15 protein-coding genes are annotated in these 17,617 nt (G+C 50.6%); 11 read left to right on the top strand and 4 right to left on the bottom strand.

The features are described 5' to 3' along the window. Positions 1-40: 40 nt before the first annotated feature. On the bottom strand, positions 41-460 hold the full coding sequence (locus ACX93W_RS21210) for a hypothetical protein (protein WP_459394369.1): 420 nt from the start codon (positions 458-460) through the stop codon (positions 41-43). Positions 461-672: 212 nt separating this feature from the next. Here ACX93W_RS21210 and ACX93W_RS21205 point away from each other — a divergent pair, with 212 nt between their 5' ends. The 11 genes from ACX93W_RS21205 (at position 673) to moaA (ending at position 13,982) form a co-directional block, all read left to right on the top strand. Beyond that, complete coding sequence (locus tag ACX93W_RS21205) at positions 673-4,347, top strand: nitrate reductase subunit alpha (protein ID WP_459394368.1); 3,675 nt, start codon at positions 673-675, stop codon at positions 4,345-4,347. Further along, complete coding sequence (gene narH, locus ACX93W_RS21200; RefSeq protein WP_459394367.1) at positions 4,337-5,902, top strand: nitrate reductase subunit beta; 1,566 nt, start codon at positions 4,337-4,339, stop codon at positions 5,900-5,902. Before ACX93W_RS21205 ends, narH begins: the two co-directional genes overlap by 11 nt. Beyond that, positions 5,895-6,461, top strand: coding sequence for a nitrate reductase molybdenum cofactor assembly chaperone (gene narJ, locus ACX93W_RS21195; protein WP_459394366.1), 567 nt, complete (start codon positions 5,895-5,897; stop codon positions 6,459-6,461). The genes narH and narJ overlap by 8 nt, the downstream gene beginning before the upstream one ends. Further along, positions 6,458-7,144 (top strand): respiratory nitrate reductase subunit gamma, encoded by a 687-nt coding sequence (narI, locus tag ACX93W_RS21190; protein WP_459394365.1) that lies wholly within the window; start codon positions 6,458-6,460, stop codon positions 7,142-7,144. The genes narJ and narI overlap by 4 nt, the downstream gene beginning before the upstream one ends. A 12-nt stretch (positions 7,145-7,156) precedes the next feature. Beyond that, positions 7,157-7,615, top strand: a complete 459-nt coding sequence (locus tag ACX93W_RS21185) for a GAF domain-containing protein (protein WP_459394364.1) — start codon at positions 7,157-7,159, stop codon at positions 7,613-7,615. Then, positions 7,612-8,682 (top strand): sensor histidine kinase, encoded by a 1,071-nt coding sequence (locus tag ACX93W_RS21180; protein ID WP_459394363.1) that lies wholly within the window; start codon positions 7,612-7,614, stop codon positions 8,680-8,682. The genes ACX93W_RS21185 and ACX93W_RS21180 overlap by 4 nt, the downstream gene beginning before the upstream one ends. 7 nt (positions 8,683-8,689) lie before the next feature. Next, positions 8,690-9,337, top strand: a complete 648-nt coding sequence (locus ACX93W_RS21175; protein WP_068687231.1) for a response regulator transcription factor — start codon at positions 8,690-8,692, stop codon at positions 9,335-9,337. A gap of 21 nt (positions 9,338-9,358) precedes the next feature. Continuing rightward, positions 9,359-9,886 (top strand): hemerythrin domain-containing protein, encoded by a 528-nt coding sequence (locus tag ACX93W_RS21170; protein WP_459394362.1) that lies wholly within the window; start codon positions 9,359-9,361, stop codon positions 9,884-9,886. A gap of 212 nt (positions 9,887-10,098) precedes the next feature. Further along, positions 10,099-11,598: a nitrate/nitrite transporter gene (locus ACX93W_RS21165; protein ID WP_459394361.1), complete on the top strand. Its 1,500-nt coding sequence runs from the start codon at positions 10,099-10,101 to the stop codon at positions 11,596-11,598. A 37-nt stretch (positions 11,599-11,635) separates the two neighbouring features. Next, entirely contained in the window at positions 11,636-12,880 is a 1,245-nt protein-coding gene (locus ACX93W_RS21160) for a molybdopterin molybdotransferase MoeA (protein WP_459394360.1), read from the top strand. Positions 12,881-12,971: 91 nt separating this feature from the next. After that, entirely contained in the window at positions 12,972-13,982 is a 1,011-nt protein-coding gene (moaA, locus tag ACX93W_RS21155) for a GTP 3',8-cyclase MoaA (protein ID WP_459394359.1), read from the top strand. Positions 13,983-14,656: 674 nt separating this feature from the next. Here moaA and ACX93W_RS21150 read toward each other — a convergent pair. The 3 genes from ACX93W_RS21150 to ACX93W_RS21140 form a co-directional block, all read right to left on the bottom strand. Continuing rightward, positions 14,657-15,370: a YwiC-like family protein gene (locus ACX93W_RS21150; protein ID WP_459394358.1), complete on the bottom strand. Its 714-nt coding sequence runs from the start codon at positions 15,368-15,370 to the stop codon at positions 14,657-14,659. Positions 15,371-15,494: 124 nt separating this feature from the next. Further along, positions 15,495-16,817: a sensor histidine kinase gene (locus ACX93W_RS21145; RefSeq protein ID WP_459394357.1), complete on the bottom strand. Its 1,323-nt coding sequence runs from the start codon at positions 16,815-16,817 to the stop codon at positions 15,495-15,497. Beyond that, positions 16,810-17,508 carry a response regulator transcription factor gene (locus ACX93W_RS21140; RefSeq protein WP_459394356.1) on the bottom strand — a complete coding sequence of 233 codons (699 nt, stop codon included), beginning with the start codon at positions 17,506-17,508 and terminating at the stop codon, positions 16,810-16,812. Before ACX93W_RS21140 ends, ACX93W_RS21145 begins: the two co-directional genes overlap by 8 nt. Positions 17,509-17,617 lie beyond the last annotated feature (109 nt).

Here is a 17,617-nt window from a genome sequence, read left to right as displayed (position 1 = left end):
GCCTGTACCTGCGCTTTTTCATGTGGATATCGTTGCATCCTTAAGGAGAAACAAACAGCAGCCGCTCTTCTTCGCGGCTATGGATAGCGTTCAGCACGATCAAGGCGTGGAACTGATGCATGGTGTCGGAGGAAAGTCCCTCTTCCGCGAGTTGGCTCTTGATATCGCTAACGATAATCCGCAGCAATTCATGATCGCGGGTCAGTTTGACGATGTCCTTTGCCAGCTCGGGGTTGCCCGCTTCCTTCTCTTGATAAAACCCGTCCTCTTCCGCTTCCGCATGGCTGAGAATCCGAGTTTCCCAATATTCAATCAAGTGGTCCGCCGCCTGGCGGGCGACTTCGTACTCCTTCATTTCCAGCAATTCCTCGACTTCCCCGGTTTTGTCGATCGCCCCGGACAAGCCTCCTTCATGGATGGCATGATGGGCGTGCAATTGCCGCAAGGATGGTCCTACCATGTACATACCTCCTCCTAATTTTTTTCAGTATAGCACACCGGACACCCCTCATTATGCTGATTAGGCTTTATCTCCCGGCGAAAGAGGGAACTCCCTAATGGGAACCTTCGCCCTATAACTCCATAATGAAAGTAATTAGTAAGGTAGTGAATGGAATCCGCTGCTGGTAGGTCTATGAAAGTCTATGTGCCAAAAAAGGAGTGTTCGCATCAATGAAAAAGAAATTCGGACTCAATTTTTTTAAACCTATCGAGAGCTATTCGGGAAATTGGTCGATTCTTGAGGAAAAAAACAGAGATTGGGAAAATATGTACCGCCAGCGCTGGTCCCACGACAAAGTTGTCCGTACGACGCACGGCGTTAACTGCACCGGTTCTTGCAGCTGGAAGGTATTTGTTAAAAACGGAATCATCACATGGGAGAACCAGCAGATCGACTATCCGTCCTGCGGACCGGATATGCCGGAATTCGAGCCTCGCGGATGTCCCCGCGGAGCAAGCTTCTCCTGGTACGAATACAGCCCTCTGCGCGTGAAATATCCTTATATGAGAGGCAAGCTGTGGCGGATGTGGAAAAAAGCCGTCGCCGAGCACGATAACCTGATCGATGCCTGGGCAAGCATTGTCGAAGATCCGCAGAAGGCCTCGGAATACAAAAAGGCGCGGGGCAAAGGCGGTCATATCCGCGTGGATTGGAACGACGCGCTGCAACTGATTGCCGCGCAGTTGATCTACACTATTCGCAAATACGGACCGGACCGGATTGCCGGCTTTACCCCGATTCCGGCCATGTCCATGATCAGCTACGCGTCCGGCGCGCGGTTTATCTCGCTGATGGGCGGACAGATGCTTAGCTTCTATGACTGGTATGCCGATCTTCCGCCCGCTTCGCCGCAAATTTGGGGCGAGCAGACGGACGTTCCGGAATCCTCCGACTGGTACAATGCCGGTTACCTGATCATGTGGGGCTCCAACGTTCCGCTGACCAGAACGCCGGACGCCCACTTTATGACGGAGGTGCGCTACAAAGGCACCAAGGTCGTATCGGTTGCTCCCGACTTTGCGGAAAACGTAAAGTTTGCCGACAACTGGCTGGCGCCGCATCCCGGTACGGACGCCGCGATTGCGCAAGCGATGACGCATGTCATTCTTAAAGAGTTCTACCAGGATCGCGCGGAGCCGATGTTTATGGATTACGCCAAACGGTTTACGGATATGCCGTTTATGATATTGCTTGATCCGCACGAAGATTCACTGAAAGGCGGACGTTTCTTAAGGGCAAGCGATCTGGGCAGCCAGTCGCAAAACGCGGAATGGAAACCCGTCATATATGACCAGGCAGCTGGCGAGCTGATGGTGCCAAACGGAACGATGGGCCAGCGCTGGGAAGAAGGGGCCAAATGGAATCTGGTTCTGGAGCGCGAGGATGGAACAAAGGTTGATCCTGCGCTTACGGTGATGGACCAGGACCATGAGTCAGTGGAAATCGTGTTCCCTTACTTCGATAACTCGGGCAACGGTATTTTCAAACGGGTTATTCCGGCAATAAAAGTTAAACTGGCCGATGGAAGCGAACGTTACGCGGCTACCGTTTATGATCTGATGATGAGCCAATACGGCGTTGCCAGAACCGACAGCCCGCACAATGCCAAGGGTTACAGCGATGCCGAATCCTTCTACACGCCGGCTTGGCAGGAGAAGGTAACGGGCGTCAAGGCAAGCGTCCTGGTGCAAATCGCGCAGGAATTCGCCCAGAACTCGCTGGATACCGGCGGACGCTCCATGATTATTATGGGCGCAGGCATCAATCACTGGTTCAACAGCGACACCATCTACCGCGCCATTCTGAATCTCGTCATTCTGACCGCGTCGCAAGGCGTAAACGGCGGCGGCTGGGCGCATTATGTCGGACAGGAAAAATGCCGTCCGATCGAAGGCTGGTCAACGATTGCGTTCGCCAAAGACTGGCAAAGCGGAGCAAGGCTGCAGAATGCGACCTCCTTCTTCTATTTTGCTTCCGATCAGTGGAGATATGAGGAAAGCGGCACAGATAGCCTGAAATCGCCGCTTGGCGGCGATGTTGCTTACCAGCATCCAGCGGATTACAACGTGCTTGCGGCTCGTCTCGGCTGGTTGCCGTCTTTCCCGCAATTCAACAAAAACAGCTTGTTGTTTGCAGAGGAAGCCGCCAAAGCTGGCAAAACGAGCAACGAGGAAATCATTAAACAGGCCGTTGACGAGGTCGTTTCCAAAAAGGTGAAGTTTGCGGTAGAAGATCCCGGCGCTCCTGAAAACTTCCCGCGCTCGCTCTTTGTATGGCGCTCGAACCTGATTTCCAGCTCCGCCAAGGGGCAGGAGTATTTCATGAAGCATTTGCTTGGCGCATCCAGCGGATTGCTTGCTTCGCCGAACGAAGAGCAGAAGCCGGAAGAAATCGTATGGCGCGAAGATGTCGAAGGCAAGCTGGATCTGTTGGTCGCGCTGGACTTCCGGATGACGGCTACGCCGCTTTACGCGGATATTGTTCTCCCGGCAGCAACCTGGTACGAAAAAACGGATCTATCGTCGACCGACATGCATCCGTTCGTGCATCCGTTCAACCCGGCGGTTAACCCGCTTTGGGAGTCCCGCTCCGACTGGGATATTTATCGCAGCTTGTCCGAGGTATTCTCGGAGCTGGCCAAAGAACATTTGCCGGGCGTGTACAAGGATGTCATGGTAACGCCGCTGGCGCATGACAGCAAAGGCGAAATTTCGCAGCCGATGGGATTGGTCAAGGATTGGTCCAAAGGGGAAGTCGCTCCCGTACCGGGCAAAACAATGCCGAACTTCAGCATCATCGAACGCGACTATACCAAAATTCACGATAAATACGTGTCGCTCGGCCCTAATCTGGCGAACGGCAAGCTGGGCGCGCATGGCGTAAACTTCCCTGTCGGCGAGGAATACGAGGAATTGAAACGCATCAACGGCGTTTACCATGACGAAACCATCAAAAACGGATTGCCAAAAATCAATTCGGCGCGCCGGGTTGCCGACACGATTCTGCATTTATCCTCGGCAACAAACGGAAGATTGTCGCAGAAAGCTTTTGCGGAGGCTGAACACGAGCATGGCGTAGAGCTGCTGGATATTTCGGCAGAGCGCGCGGCTGAAAAAATCACCTTCCAGAGCATTACGGCGCAGCCGAGAGAGGTTATCCCGACGCCGGTGTTTACGGGCTCCAACAAGCAAGGGCGCAGATATTCGCCGTTTACGATCAACATCGAACGGCTGGTGCCGTTCCGGACATTGACGGGCAGACAACATTTCTATATCGACCATGAAGTATTTATGCAATTCGGCGAAACGCTGCCGGTATATAAACCGACGCTGCCGCCGATGGTCTTTGGACCTCGGGACAAGGAAATCAAAGGCGGCCAGGATGCGCTGGTGCTGCGCTACATGACGCCGCACGGCAAGTGGAACATTCACTCCACCTATCAGGACAACCAGCACATGCTGACGCTGTTCCGGGGCGGTCCTACCGTGTGGATCAACAATGAAGACGCGGACGCGCACGGCATTAACGATAACGACTGGCTGGAAGTATACAACCGCAACGGCGTTGTAACAGCAAGAGCGGTCGTCAGCCCGCGGATGCCGCGCGGCTCCATGTTCATGTATCATGCACAGGATAAACATATCCAGGTGCCAGGCTCTGAAATTACAGACACCCGCGGCGGAAGCCATAACGCGCCGACCCGCATTCATTTGAAACCAACCCAGATGGTCGGGGGCTACGCCCAGATCAGTTACGGCTTCAACTACTACGGTCCAATCGGAAATCAACGGGATTTGTATGTAGCCGTACGCAAAATGAAGGAGGTCAACTGGCTTGAAAATTAAAGCGCAAATCGCGATGGTAATGAACTTGGACAAATGTATCGGCTGCCATACGTGCAGCGTGACTTGCAAAACGACATGGACAAACCGCAAAGGCGCGGAATATATGTGGTTCAACAACGTAGAAACGAAGCCGGGCATCGGTTATCCCAAGCGTTGGGAGGACCAGGAGCTGTACAAAGGCGGCTGGCAGCTTCGCAAAGGCAAGCTGGAGCTGAAATCCGGCAACAAGCTGTCCAAAGTGGCGCTGGGCAAAATTTTCTACAACCCGGATATGCCTGAAATGAAGGATTATTACGAGCCTTGGACTTACAACTATGAGAATTTGACCAATGCGGGTGAGCAGAAGCATTCCCCCGTAGCCCGGGCCCATTCCGTCATTACAGGCGAAAAGATGGATCTGGAATGGGGACCAAACTGGGAGGACGACTTGGCCGGCGCGCACGTTACCGGCCCGCTCGACCCCAACATCCAGAAGATCGAAGAAGAAATCAAGATCAACTTCGAAAAGTCCTTTATGATCTACCTGCCTCGTCTGTGCGAGCATTGTCTCAATCCAAGCTGCGTGGCCTCCTGCCCGTCGGGAGCCATGTACAAACGGGAAGAGGACGGCATCGTCCTGGTTGACCAGGAAGCTTGCCGCGGCTGGCGTTATTGCATGACCGGCTGTCCTTACAAAAAGGTGTACTTCAACTGGCAAACCAACAAAGCGGAAAAATGTACGTTCTGCTTCCCGCGTATCGAAGCGGGTCTGCCAACGGTCTGCTCCGAAACCTGTACCGGACGTATCCGTTACCTGGGCGTGCTGCTCTACGATGCGGATAAAGTGCAGGAAGCGGCTTCAACGCCGGACGAAAAAGATCTGTACAAAGCGCAATGCGATTTGTTCCTGAACCCTCATGATCCCGAAATCATGGCACAAGCCCGCAAGGACGGGATTTCGGAGGACTGGATCGAGGCAGCGCAAAATTCGCCGGTTTACAAGCTTGCAATCGAACATAAGCTGGCATTCCCGCTTCACCCGGAATACCGTACGCTGCCAATGGTTTGGTACGTACCGCCGCTTAGCCCGATCATGAACTACTTTGAGGGCAAAGATTCCTTGAACAACCCGGACGCGATTTTCCCGGCGATCGAGGAAATGCGCACACCGGTTCAATATCTGGCCAACATGCTGACTGCAGGCGACACAACTACGGTGAAGGAAGCTCTCCAGCGGATGGCGATGATGCGCTCGTACATGCGCGCTTTGTCAACGGGCAAGGATTTTGATCAGAACCGTCTGAAACGCGTAGGAATGACCGGACAGCAAATGGAGGAAATGTATCGCCTTCTTGCCATTGCGAAATACGAAGACCGCTTCGTGATTCCAACGTCCCACAGAGAAAGCCATATGAACCCGTACAAGGCGCAAGGCTCGGCCGGATACGGCGACACCATGGGAGATATGGGTTCGGACTGCAGCGGATGCGGACCGGCGGAAGCAATCAACATGATGACGAAGTCTGGGAAGAAGGCTTACGAAGAGAACTTCTACGGAGGTATTTGGCGTGATTGATGTAACTAGACTTTACGACTACAAGCCATCTTTCGGGTTCTTCGCGCGGCAGCTGATGTATCCGGAGAAGCTGGATTTCAATCCGATCATGCTGGAGTCGAGCTTTGATCCGGGTCATCCTGCTTACGACCATGTCATGTCTTATTGGTCGGGGATGCAGGAGTTCAGTCTGGATGATATCCAAGAGACTTATGCGGAGACTTTTGACTTTCAAAAGGACTGTACGCTTTATATGAGTTATTTCAAGTTTGAGGACGCCAAGGAACGCGGACAGCTTCTGGCCAAGCTGAAACTGCTGTACGAAATGTTCGGGCTGGAAATGCCGGAAGGCGAATTGCCGGATTTTCTTCCTCTGATGTGCGAGTTCCTATATGCCGCCGAATGGCGGCATGATCCTGGGGCGGCCGAAAATTTCAAGATGCTGATCGCGGTGCTTGAGGATGGAACCTACCATTTGCTGCAGGCGCTAGAGAAGAACAAAAGCCCTTATACCTATCTCGTCAAAGGATTGCGGGAGACGTTTAAGGCTTGCAGACAACAGGAGGTGCCGGGGCAATGAATATGCTGGATCAATTATTATGGGTCATTTTTCCCTATGCGTGCCTGGTCGTGTTTATTGTAGGACATATATTCCGATACCGGCAGGATCAATTCAACTGGACGGCCAAATCCAGTGAATTTATTGAAAAAAAGCAGCTCAAGATTGGCAGCATGCTGTTCCACCTTGGCATCATTCCCGTTATCATGGGCCATGTGTCCGGTCTCGGCATTCCGAAATCATGGATGCATGCGCTTGGCGTAAACGATCATATGTATCATATCGGCGCTGTTTATATCGGGGGGTTCTTCGGCGCCATTACGCTGCTGGGGATGCTGGTTTTGACCTATCGCCGTTTTACGCTCAAGAATGTCCGTCGCCTTAGCTCGGGCTCCGATCTGGCGGTAAACGCCATTTTGCTGTTTATCGTATTTATGGGCATGTATGCTACTCTGGTCACAAACGCCGTTCAACCGGAATTTGATTACCGCACCTCCATTTCCATCTGGTTCCGCGGTTTGTTCTACCTGAGTCCGGACGCGTCGCTGATGACAGACGTTCCCCTCTCCTTCAAAATACACGTATTGTCCGGTTTTGCCATTTTGGGTTTCTGGCCGTTTACAAGACTTGTGCATGTATGGAGCGTTCCGTTGAATTATGTAGGAAGAAGTTATATTCTATATAGAAGGAATAAATCGAAATAATGGAGAAATCGAATGAACGATAATGTGGGTTATCAAGCTGAGCTGGATGAGATCCGCAATAAATTAGGATTTGATTTCATGGCGCTGGCACTGGTGGAGACAGCGGAATTCGACTATGTAATCAAATGGAAATACGCCTCCGGCAATCTGAACGACCGTTTCAAACGGATTGTTCTTCGGTCCGGAAGAGGGATAGCGGGGCTGGTGTTCAAAACCGGAAAGCCCCTGCTGCTTTCTTCCGTGCGGGATCAGATGGGTCCGGATTCCCTCTTCAGATACCCGATCATCAAGTCCGAGAATCTGGCCAGCTTTGGTGCGGTTCCTTTATGGAACGACGCCCGGGTTGCTGGCGTGCTGCTGGGCGGGTTCCGGGGCGAGGAGCAGGTAGATGAAGTCAAGCTGGAAGCGCTGAAGCAATGCGTGCAAGACGGAATAGGAGACTTGAACGGAAAGGAACTGTTGCTGAGTTGACTATACAGATGCGGAACAATCAAATCGATGTATTGATGACGAAACTGTATGAGAACAGCACAGAGGCTATTTTCTTTTTTGACAAGGAAGGAAAGGCGCTGTCCATGAATCCCGCGGCCGCGGAGATCGTCGAAGGAGACGTGATGAAGCGGCTTCTTCATGGCGATCCGCAGGCATTATGCGGTACATGCAGGGGATACACCAGCGATCAGGAGCTCCGGACTTGCCTGAACTGTTATTTCAACACGCCGGTCATCGAAGAGTTTAGTTCATTCCAGGTCTATTTGGAAACCCGAGGAAAAGGCATTGTTCCCTACGCCGCTACCATTCAATTGATCGATCCCGAAATGGGGATTCGCGCGTTTATGCTGAGGGATTTGACGAAGCAATTCAAAACGCAGGAGAAGCTTTACCAGAACAAAATGGTTAAACATGTCATGGAAGCCCAAGAGAATGAGCGCAAGCGGCTCTCCAGGGAGCTGCATGACAGCGTCGCGCAGGAATTGCTTAGCGCCCTGGTAGATCTTCGGGTGCTGAAATATATGACCAAGGAAGATGAAATTCTGAAAAAGGTCAAACAGACGGAAGGCGTTATGACCCGGCTGCTGCAGGATATTCGCAATATGTCCGTAGAGCTGCGGCCGGCGGCGCTGGACGATCTGGGACTTGAGGCCGCATTCCGCTCGCACTTCAAGCGGGTGGAACAGAATTACGGGGTTGTCATTGAATATGAATCCAATTTGTCTACGAAGCGTTATGGCAACGAGATTGAGACGGTTATGTACCGCATCTGCCAGGAAGCGGTATTTAATGCGATAAAATATGCGCAAGTCGACAGCGTAAACGTGGAGTTGGCGGAACAGGGCAACTTGCTGCAGCTGATCGTGGAGGATACAGGCGTCGGCTTCAGGCCGGACGACGAGCCGGAGGGAACGGGCCTTGGCTTGTACGGCATGCAGGAGCGTGCCGAATTGGTAGGAGGCACTTTCAACCTGATAACCGGAATGGGCCAGGGTACAAAAATCATCCTGCAGGTTCCGATTAAGCGGCTGCTGGGGAAGGAGTGAGTTTGATATGCGAATCGTTATTGCGGATGATCATGCAATTGTCAGAAGCGGGTTTGCGATGATCCTTAATTTTCAGGAAGATATTGAGGTCATCGGCGGAGCGGCGGACGGGCTTGAAGCGTATGCGATGGTGGCCAAACACCGTCCCGACATTCTGATTATGGATCTTAGCATGCCGCCCGGCGAAAGCGGATTGATCGCTACCGGCAAGATCAAAGAGGATTATCCCGATACCAAAATTCTCATTCTGACCATGCATGACGACGAAGAGTATTTGTTCCATGTGCTCAAAAACGGCGCTTCGGGCTACGTGCTGAAAAGCGCGCCCGATGAAGAGCTGCTGCTGGCGATCCGGACCATTCATCAAGGCGGCATGTACATTCATCCCAAAATGGCAACTTCGCTTGTGCGGGAATTTATCCGAAAGGAAAAGGATTCCTACACGGAGGACCCGTTCGAGCTGCTGTCCAAGCGGGAAATGGAGATTTTGCCGCTGATCGCAAAAGGCTACGGAAACAAGGAAATTGCCGAAAAGCTCTACGTCTCCGTAAAAACGGTCGAGGCCAACAAAGCCAAGATTATGGAAAAATTGAATTTGTCCAGCCGTCCCGAGCTGGTGGAATACGCTCTGCGGAAGAAATTGCTGGATTTCTAATCCGGAATGGAGGTTGCCCTCTTGTCAGAGACTGATCAACTTAGATTTAGCACGCCCGCCATGCGCATTCTGGAAAACGAGCACCGTTATCTTTCCTATCTCATGGACGAGTGGCATGCCATTGTTCGTTATTTGGAGAATGAGTCCTATCCTGTGGAGGAAGGGCGCAGATTGCTCCACGAGCTGCGCAAACAGCTGGAGGAATTCAAGCCGACGCTGGCCAAGCATACCGCTAAGGAAGAGGCTTATTTTTTCCCGCTCCTTGGTTCTTATATCGGGTTTGAACAAGGCCCGCTTGTCGGCATACAGGAAGAGCATAAAGAGATTGACGCCTACATTGGCCACTTCATGCACCATACGGAGACTGGTGTGGATCAGTTGTCGCTGGATGAAATTCGCGCGGTTTCCCGCGATGCCGGCGAAGCTTTTGAGGTATTGACGGTTCATTTCGTCAAGGAAGAAACCGTATTGTTCCCGATGGCGGAAGGGCAGATTGGCCCGGGCGCGAGAAAACGTCTGGATCAACAACTGAATACGCTCATTTCCTGAGCACTGCAAATGCGATAAACTTGTGCTTTGCCCTATCGCTGCAAGCCGCCGCCGCGCCGTTCCTTTCCGGGAGCGGTTTTTTTGTTGTTTACAGGGAGTCCCCCATCCTGGAGAGGGAACTCCCCTATATCTGAGCCGCACCCCGGACAGCTACAATAAGGACATAGAATGGATTCAGATAGCTGGAACAACATTGACGAAAGGTGAGTTCTATGATCAAGAAAATGCAATTGCCGCTTCAAACATTGAATTTGATTATTGGGTTTATGGTATGGGTTATCATCTCTTCGCTCCTGCCCTTTATTCGGGAGGATATCTCCATCCCAGCGGAGAAGCTGGCCATGGTTACTGCCCTTCCGGTCGTTCTGGGGTCGATCCTGCGAATACCGCTTGGCTATTACGCCAACGTTGTGGGAGCGCGGGTTATTTTTCTCACCAGCTTTGTGTTGCTCTTGTTTCCTGTTTATTATATTAGTGAAGCAGGAACCTATGGCGATCTGATCATCGGCGGTTTGTTCCTCGGCATCGGCGGCGCTGTCTTTTCCGTAGGCGTAACCTCGTTGCCCAAGTATTATCCCAAAGAAAAGCACGGCTTTGTAAACGGGATTTACGGTATCGGAAATCTCGGAACGGCGCTTTCCACCTTTATGGCTCCCATTGCGGCTACGCAATTGGGCTGGTCCCTTACGATCAAACTTTATTTGATCCTGCTGCTGGTTTTCATTGTACTTAACTTTTTCTTCGGTGATCGTCATGAAACCAAGGTGAAAACGCCGATCATGGAGCAAATCAAAGGTGTTATCAAAAATGAAAAGCTGTGGCTTTTCTCGTTGTTCTACTTTATTACGTTTGGATCATTTGTAGCGTTTACGATTTACCTCCCCAATTTCCTGGTCACTAATTTTGAACTGGAGAAAGTGGATGCCGGTCTGCGTACGGCAGGATTTATCGCTCTGGCTACGTTTATGCGCCCCGTTGGGGGTTGGCTTGGAGATAAATTCCAGCCGTTGCTTCTGCTGATGGCCACTTTTGTTATTTTTACAGGGTCTGCGATGTTGCTTGCTTTCGTACCGTCGATGGGGCTGTATACCATTGGATGTCTGGCTATCGCGTTTAGCGCGGGTATCGGAAACGGTGTTGTTTTCAAATTGGTGCCGATGTACTTTAACAAGCAGGCGGGTATCGTAAACGGTATTGTATCCATGATGGGCGGTTTGGGAGGATTTTTCCCGCCGATCATGTTATCCTTGATTTATTCGCTTACCGGCCAATACTCTATCGGTTTTATGCTGCTGTCCGAGGTGGCTTTGGCAAGTCTTGTGCTTGTTATCTGGCTCTATTATCATGGCAGACTCGCATTAACCTCCGAGGTATTCAACTCGACGGGTCAAGGCATTCTTGTAACGGATATTTCGGGCAATATTAAATCCGTCAATCCCGCCTTTACGAAGCTGACCGGCTTTGAGGAGCAGGAGGTATTGGGCAAAAAGCCGAATGTGTTGAAGTCGGGAAGACAGGAAAAAGCATTCTACCAGGAATTATGGAACAATTTAAGAGAAACAGGAATGTGGCAAGGCGAAATTTGGAACAAACGGAAAAACGGAGAGGAATATCTCCAATGGTTGAATATTAGCGCCATTAAAGACGAAAGCGGGGAGCATCTCCGTTATGTAGGCACTTTCACCGACATTACGGGCGAGCGCAAAGCCTAAAATAGATAAAGCCAGGTTGCCTAAGGAGCAGAGTGAGATGACAGAGATGAGAACCCCGATAGCAGTGTCGGAGGCTGTGGAGAGAGTCATGGCTCATGTCAGAGAAATAGGCTCGGAAAGCATTCCGCTTGCCGAAAGCTACGGACGGATTTTGGCCCAGCCTCTGAAAGCCACTCACGATGTGCCGCCGTTCGACCGCTCGCCTTATGACGGTTTTGCAATTCGGTCTATCGATTCAGCAGGCGCATCCGGCACTAGCCGCAAAGCCTTTACAGTGGTGGACCATTATGGAGCCGGAGGCGTGTTCGACAGCGAGCTTGGGCCCATGGAGGCTGTCCGGATCATGACCGGGGCTGCGCTGCCAAGCAATGCGGATGCTGTCGTCATGTTCGAGCAAGCGGCTATTACCGGAAACTCCTTTATGATTCGAAAAGAGTTTTCGCCCCTGGAGAATCTGTCGCTTAAAGGGGAGGATATGGCTGAAGGCGAGACGCTGGCCTCCCCTGGCTCTTATATACAGCCTGGTATTGTGGCGCTTTTGGCTACCTTCGGTTATACTGACGTGAAGGTAGCTCGACGCCCGGTGGTTGGCATTCTGTCAACCGGAACCGAGCTGTTGGAGGTTCACGAGCCGCTCAGCCCGGGAAAAATTCGCAACAGCAACGGGCCGATGATCGCCGCGCAGCTAGCGCGAATGGGCATATCCTGCCGGATGTACAAGACGGCAAGCGATGATCTGGAGAGCAGCCTTGACATGGTTCGCCAGGCGATAGAGGAAACGGATTGCCTCATAACGACTGGCGGGGTGTCAGTTGGCGATTTTGACTTTTTGCCTGCGATTTATGAGCGCCTTGGAGCTGAGGTGCTGTTTAATAAAGTTTCCATGCGTCCCGGCAGCGTAACGACAGTAGCTGTACGGTCTGGTAAATATTTATTCGGGCTTTCCGGCAATCCGTCCGCCTGTTATACCGGATTTGAATTGTTTGCGCGCCCGGTGCTGCTGAAGATGATGGGGGCAATCAAGCCGTATCTTCCGCGGACCAAAGCCCGGCTTGCCGAAACACTGACAAAAGCCAATCCGTTCACGAGATTTATCCGTGCGGTTTACGATGGTACAAGCGTGCGTTCAGCGGGCTTTAACAAATCTAATGCGGTATCCTCTATTGCCCGCGGCAATGCGTTACTGGTCCTGCCAGGCGGGACCCGCCACTTTACGGAGGGCGATGTGGTGGACGTGCTTCTGCTGGGTATGGAAGAAGGAACGGACAACTGGGTCCTTTAATAGTCGAAAAAGAGAAGTACAGAGCAGCTATTGATGGCATGGCTTGTGGTCGCCGCATGCCGACTTGAGATAAGGAGAGGGGACGATGTGAATGTTTGCGCCTAAAGATCGGTTGCACAGACCTATGCATGATTTACGAATATCGGTGACAGATCGATGCAACTTCCGTTGTACCTATTGCATGCCCAAGGAGCTTTTTGGCGAGGACTATGCCTTTTTGCCTCCAAGCGAGCTGCTGTCCTTTGATGAAATCAAGCGGCTGACCGCTTTGTTTGTTTCGTTAGGCGTAGAGAAAATACGCCTGACCGGCGGCGAACCGCTGATGCGTCCGAAACTGCCGCAGCTGGTGGCGGATATCAAAGCTGTGCCGGGAGTTAAGGATATCGGTCTGACGACCAACGGCGTATTGCTTGGACAACAAGCGCAGCCGCTGTACGATGCCGGACTGCGCCGGTTGAATGTAAGTCTCGATGCGCTAAATCCGGAGCTGTTTATGAGCATCAACAATAGAGGCGTCAAGCCGGAGCATATATTGAAAACGATTCGGCATGCGGTAGACGTCGGCTTTAAGGTTAAGGTGAATATGGTCGTGCAGAAGGGTGTTAACGACTCTGAAATCCTGCCTATGGCGGCCTATTTCAAGGAGCAGGGAATCACGCTTCGGTTTATCGAATTTATGGATGCGGGCAATGGCAACGGCTGGAGCTTTGAGAGAGTAGTCTCCAAGCGCGATATTTTGCAGCTTCTGCAGAGCGAATACCGAATGGAGCCGGTGGATCAGGGATACTTCGGCGAAGTTGCAAAGCGTTATCGTTATTCCGATAACGGCGCGGAGATCGGCTTTATCACATCGGTATCCGAATCCTTCTGCTCGACTTGCACGCGTGCCCGCTTGTCCTCCGACGGCAAGCTGTATACATGCCTCTTCGCTTCCCGCGGCTTTGATCTGCGGGATATGCTTCGCCACGGCGCGAGTGACGAAGAGCTGTTGGCTGCCATTACGAATGTATGGGAAAATCGCAGCGACCGATATTCGGAAGAGCGGACAGAAGAGTCGGCGATAAGCAAGCCGAAAATCGGCATGTCGTATATCGGGGGATGACGGGAACTGGTCGCAGGATATAGACACGGCGACTGATGACGGTCATGTCCGAGTGAAAAAGACACGGCGACTGATGCTGGTCATGTCCGCGGATTATAATACTGGCAGTCAATGTTGGTCGCAACATTGGAGTTTGGTCACGGCTTCTAATCTAACGGACAAATTTGGCCGTTAGAGGCGAAAATTATGTTTTTTTTATTTGTAACGGACAAATATGTCCATTACAGTCAGAAATCATGCTCTAATTCGTTGTTTTCAGGCTCTAACGGACAAAAGTGTCCGCTAGAAACAAAAAAATTGTGTTTTGCGCGTCTAATGGACACTTTTGTCCGTTAGCGGTAACAGAGCGGGAAAACGATGGATTGTGGCAAGCCGTGGCAAGTGTTGGCAAGCCTTCGCGTGCATAGCAAGCTCGCAATCTATTGAAAAAGTGGCGAGCATCCGCTTCGCCGTCTACATGCAAATGCAGGCGCGCAAAAAAGCTCGTCGGGAAAACGTACGTTTTCTCGACGAGCTTTTTTTAGCGGAGAAAACGGGATAGCCCTATTTTTCGGGAACGCACTGGCTTCCTAACAATGCGGGCGAATGAGCCTCCAATAGTGTGTGCTTATTCGCCTTTCTTAGCTTTATTGTGAAAGCTGGCCAGCTTTTATGAATGAAGAAGTTTAAAGACTTCACATGCCGAACAAAACGACAAGGAACAGCATAGTGGTAAATCCGATTTCGACCATTCCTGTTACCTTAGGCGTAACGCCCATTCTGGGAACGATGATGGCCCGCAGCAGCAGAATCGTTAATATGGGAAGGGCTGCCAACGGCATAAACCACAGGCCGAAAATAATAAAGCATAGATGGTAAGCGATGGATGCATAGTAGTATTTGGGGTTTTTCTTCTCCCGGATAATTGTTTTGACGTACAAAGCCGTACCGGTAAAATAGATCAATGAAACAAAAAACAACAGAGTTGCCGTCTCCCAATCCTCTCCGCCGCCAATATAAAAAACGGGGAAAACCATAAGGCTAAAGGTGACAATCGCCGCTATATCATTCAATAAAGCGCGTTCATTTTTGGTCCGAGCATAATATAGATTGACGCCGAAAAGCGGAATAAGCGGAATCACAAACCAGAATAGCTGGGGAACGGCTATAAGCATATAAAGCGCAAATGGCAGCAGAAGCGCGGCATAGAGAATGACTGGTTTACGGTACCGGTCTCCCCGGCGGGTTTTCGCCCATTGCAGAAGAGGAAAGCTGAACAAATAAAGAAGCAGCCAGGTCAGAAACAAGGGGATATGGGGCCATTTCCCCTGCGAAGCCGCCAGCCCAAACAAAAACGGAAGGACAAGCATTGCCCAGGCTCCGTGCTGGTTGGGTATATATCTTTTCATAACGGAAAGCCTCCTATGTTTAATCAATTGGCATAGTACCATTATAAAATAGATACTGGCGGGAAGGCGTGATTTGGCCCACATATCATAGAATGTTCAAATACGCGCCGGAATACCGGAACGGCTAGTCTCCCCCTATGGATGCGGGCAAAGAGATTTGCAGCGTAAAGCTGTCCTGGTCCTGCCAAACCGTCAGTTTTCCTCCATGCTTTTGAAGGATGCTTTTGCAGCTGGACAGGCCGATTCCATTGCTGTCTTTCTTTTTGTCGCTATGCTTGATTTTATTCTCTACAGTCAACTGAACAAAAGGCCCTTTCAGGCGATAATGAATGTGAGCGGGATGGCGCGGGTCTCCGTATTTTTGAATATTGGAGAAGATATTATCGAATACACGGCGGATCCCGACCAAATTCACCTCAAGCAGAAAATGCTCATAGTTCGTATCTGTAACAAATGGATAGTTTTTATTGTTTAATACAAATAGCTGCTCCTCAATCAACTGATCCATAAGCGCGCTGCCCTCGTAGGTTTCAAGTTCCATTTCCTCTTCTTCGGAGGGGGAGGGCACGGTGAAATATTGAAACAGCTTGTCCGACAACGCTTTGATCTGGTAAGCCTTTTCTCTGCTATTGTGGATATAACGCAACAGATCCTCCTGCGTTTTGTATTTGTTCAGCCCGATAATATCCATATACCCCAGCAGAATCGTGAGGGGGGTGCGCAAATCATGGGACATGGCTGTAATTAATTTGCGATTGGCCTGCCGTACCTGCTCTTCGCTGTCCAGCCGCTCTATAAAGGACTTCCTCATCTCGTCAATGCTTTGGGCTAAGGAGGACAACTCATCATTTCCCGCCACTGTGATGGGGTAGTTTAAATTCCCGCCTTCCAGTATTTTAATTTCCTGCTCAAGCGCTCCGATATAAGACGTTTTTTTGTTAATCATCAGCAGAAAGGAAACGACAAACAGGATAAAAGCAATGCTCACCGTGAAAATCAAAAGGATCGTGTAGTATTGGTATTCATAAAAGCCGACCAAATAAATCTGCGCGTCCCCATCTGCAAAAACGATGGTGGTGGTAGGCACGCCCGAAGGGATGAATGGAGCCAGAAACGGCTCGCTCAAAACATAGGAGGCGTTGGAGGAAAAAACCAAAGCCTGGTCTTTGAAAATATATAAATTCAGATACCGTTCCTCGCGAATCCACGAGGATAGCCGTTCACGATCAAGGGTGGAAACTTGTGCGTCCTCCACAAAGTCCTTGAATTTCTGAAGGGCATCCCGCTGTCTATTCTCGATAAAGTCGGATTTGCTCAAGTGATCATCCAGCACGCTTTCGCCGATGACCTGCAGGAGCAAAAATGCGGCTCCCGCAATAATGATCGAGAACAAAACCGCAAGCACCAATTTAAACTTCAGCCGTTTTCCCATAAGCCGCCTACTCAATTTTATACCCCTTCCCCCAAACGGTTTTTACATATTCAGGGTTCTGCGGATCATCCTCCAGCTTGCTTCTCAGGTTTCGGATATGGACCATCACCGTGTTGTTGCATGTATAAAAATAAGGCTGCTCCCAAACGCTCTCATATATATTTTCCGCAGAAAATACCTTCCTTCGATTTTTGGCCAGCAACAGCAAGATGTTGTATTCGATTTCGGTCAAAAACACTTCCTTTTCCCCGATGAATACGGTTTTTGAATCCCGCCACAGGGTTAGGTTTTTGATATGAATTTGATCGGTTTCTTCTGCTTTTTCCTTGCCCCGGTATACGTAGTATCTGCGCAGCAGAGCTTTGACTCTGGCTACCAGCTCTGTATAAGAAAACGGTTTTGACAGAAAGTCGTCGCTGCCCGAAGAAAAAGCCAAATGCTTATCGGAGTCATGCGTCTTGGCAGTCAGAAACAGGATGGGCGCGCTTGTTTTTTCACGAATTTCCAGGCATGCTTTAATGCCGGATTTATTGGGCATCATGATATCCAAAATAATAAGGTCAATCTCATCATTGACTTTATCTATCGCATCTTGGCCATCCACCGCCTCAATGACCCGGAGGTTTTCGCTTTCCAGTAATATTTTTACAATGTCCCTAATTTCGCTGTTATCGTCTGCAATTAATATTTGTTTGAAATCAGACATCCCATCCCCCCGTTCCTGTTCAGTATAATACGCGTCAATTACCGCCTGCCAGCAAATACAGGCGACTTAAGAATTCTTCAGAAACAATGCCCATGTTTCTTAATGAGTT

It is taken from the genome of Paenibacillus sp. CAU 1782, from assembly GCF_054551715.1.
Note: the sequence above shows the minus strand (reverse complement) of the source record. Positions and strands in the feature narration are given on the sequence as shown.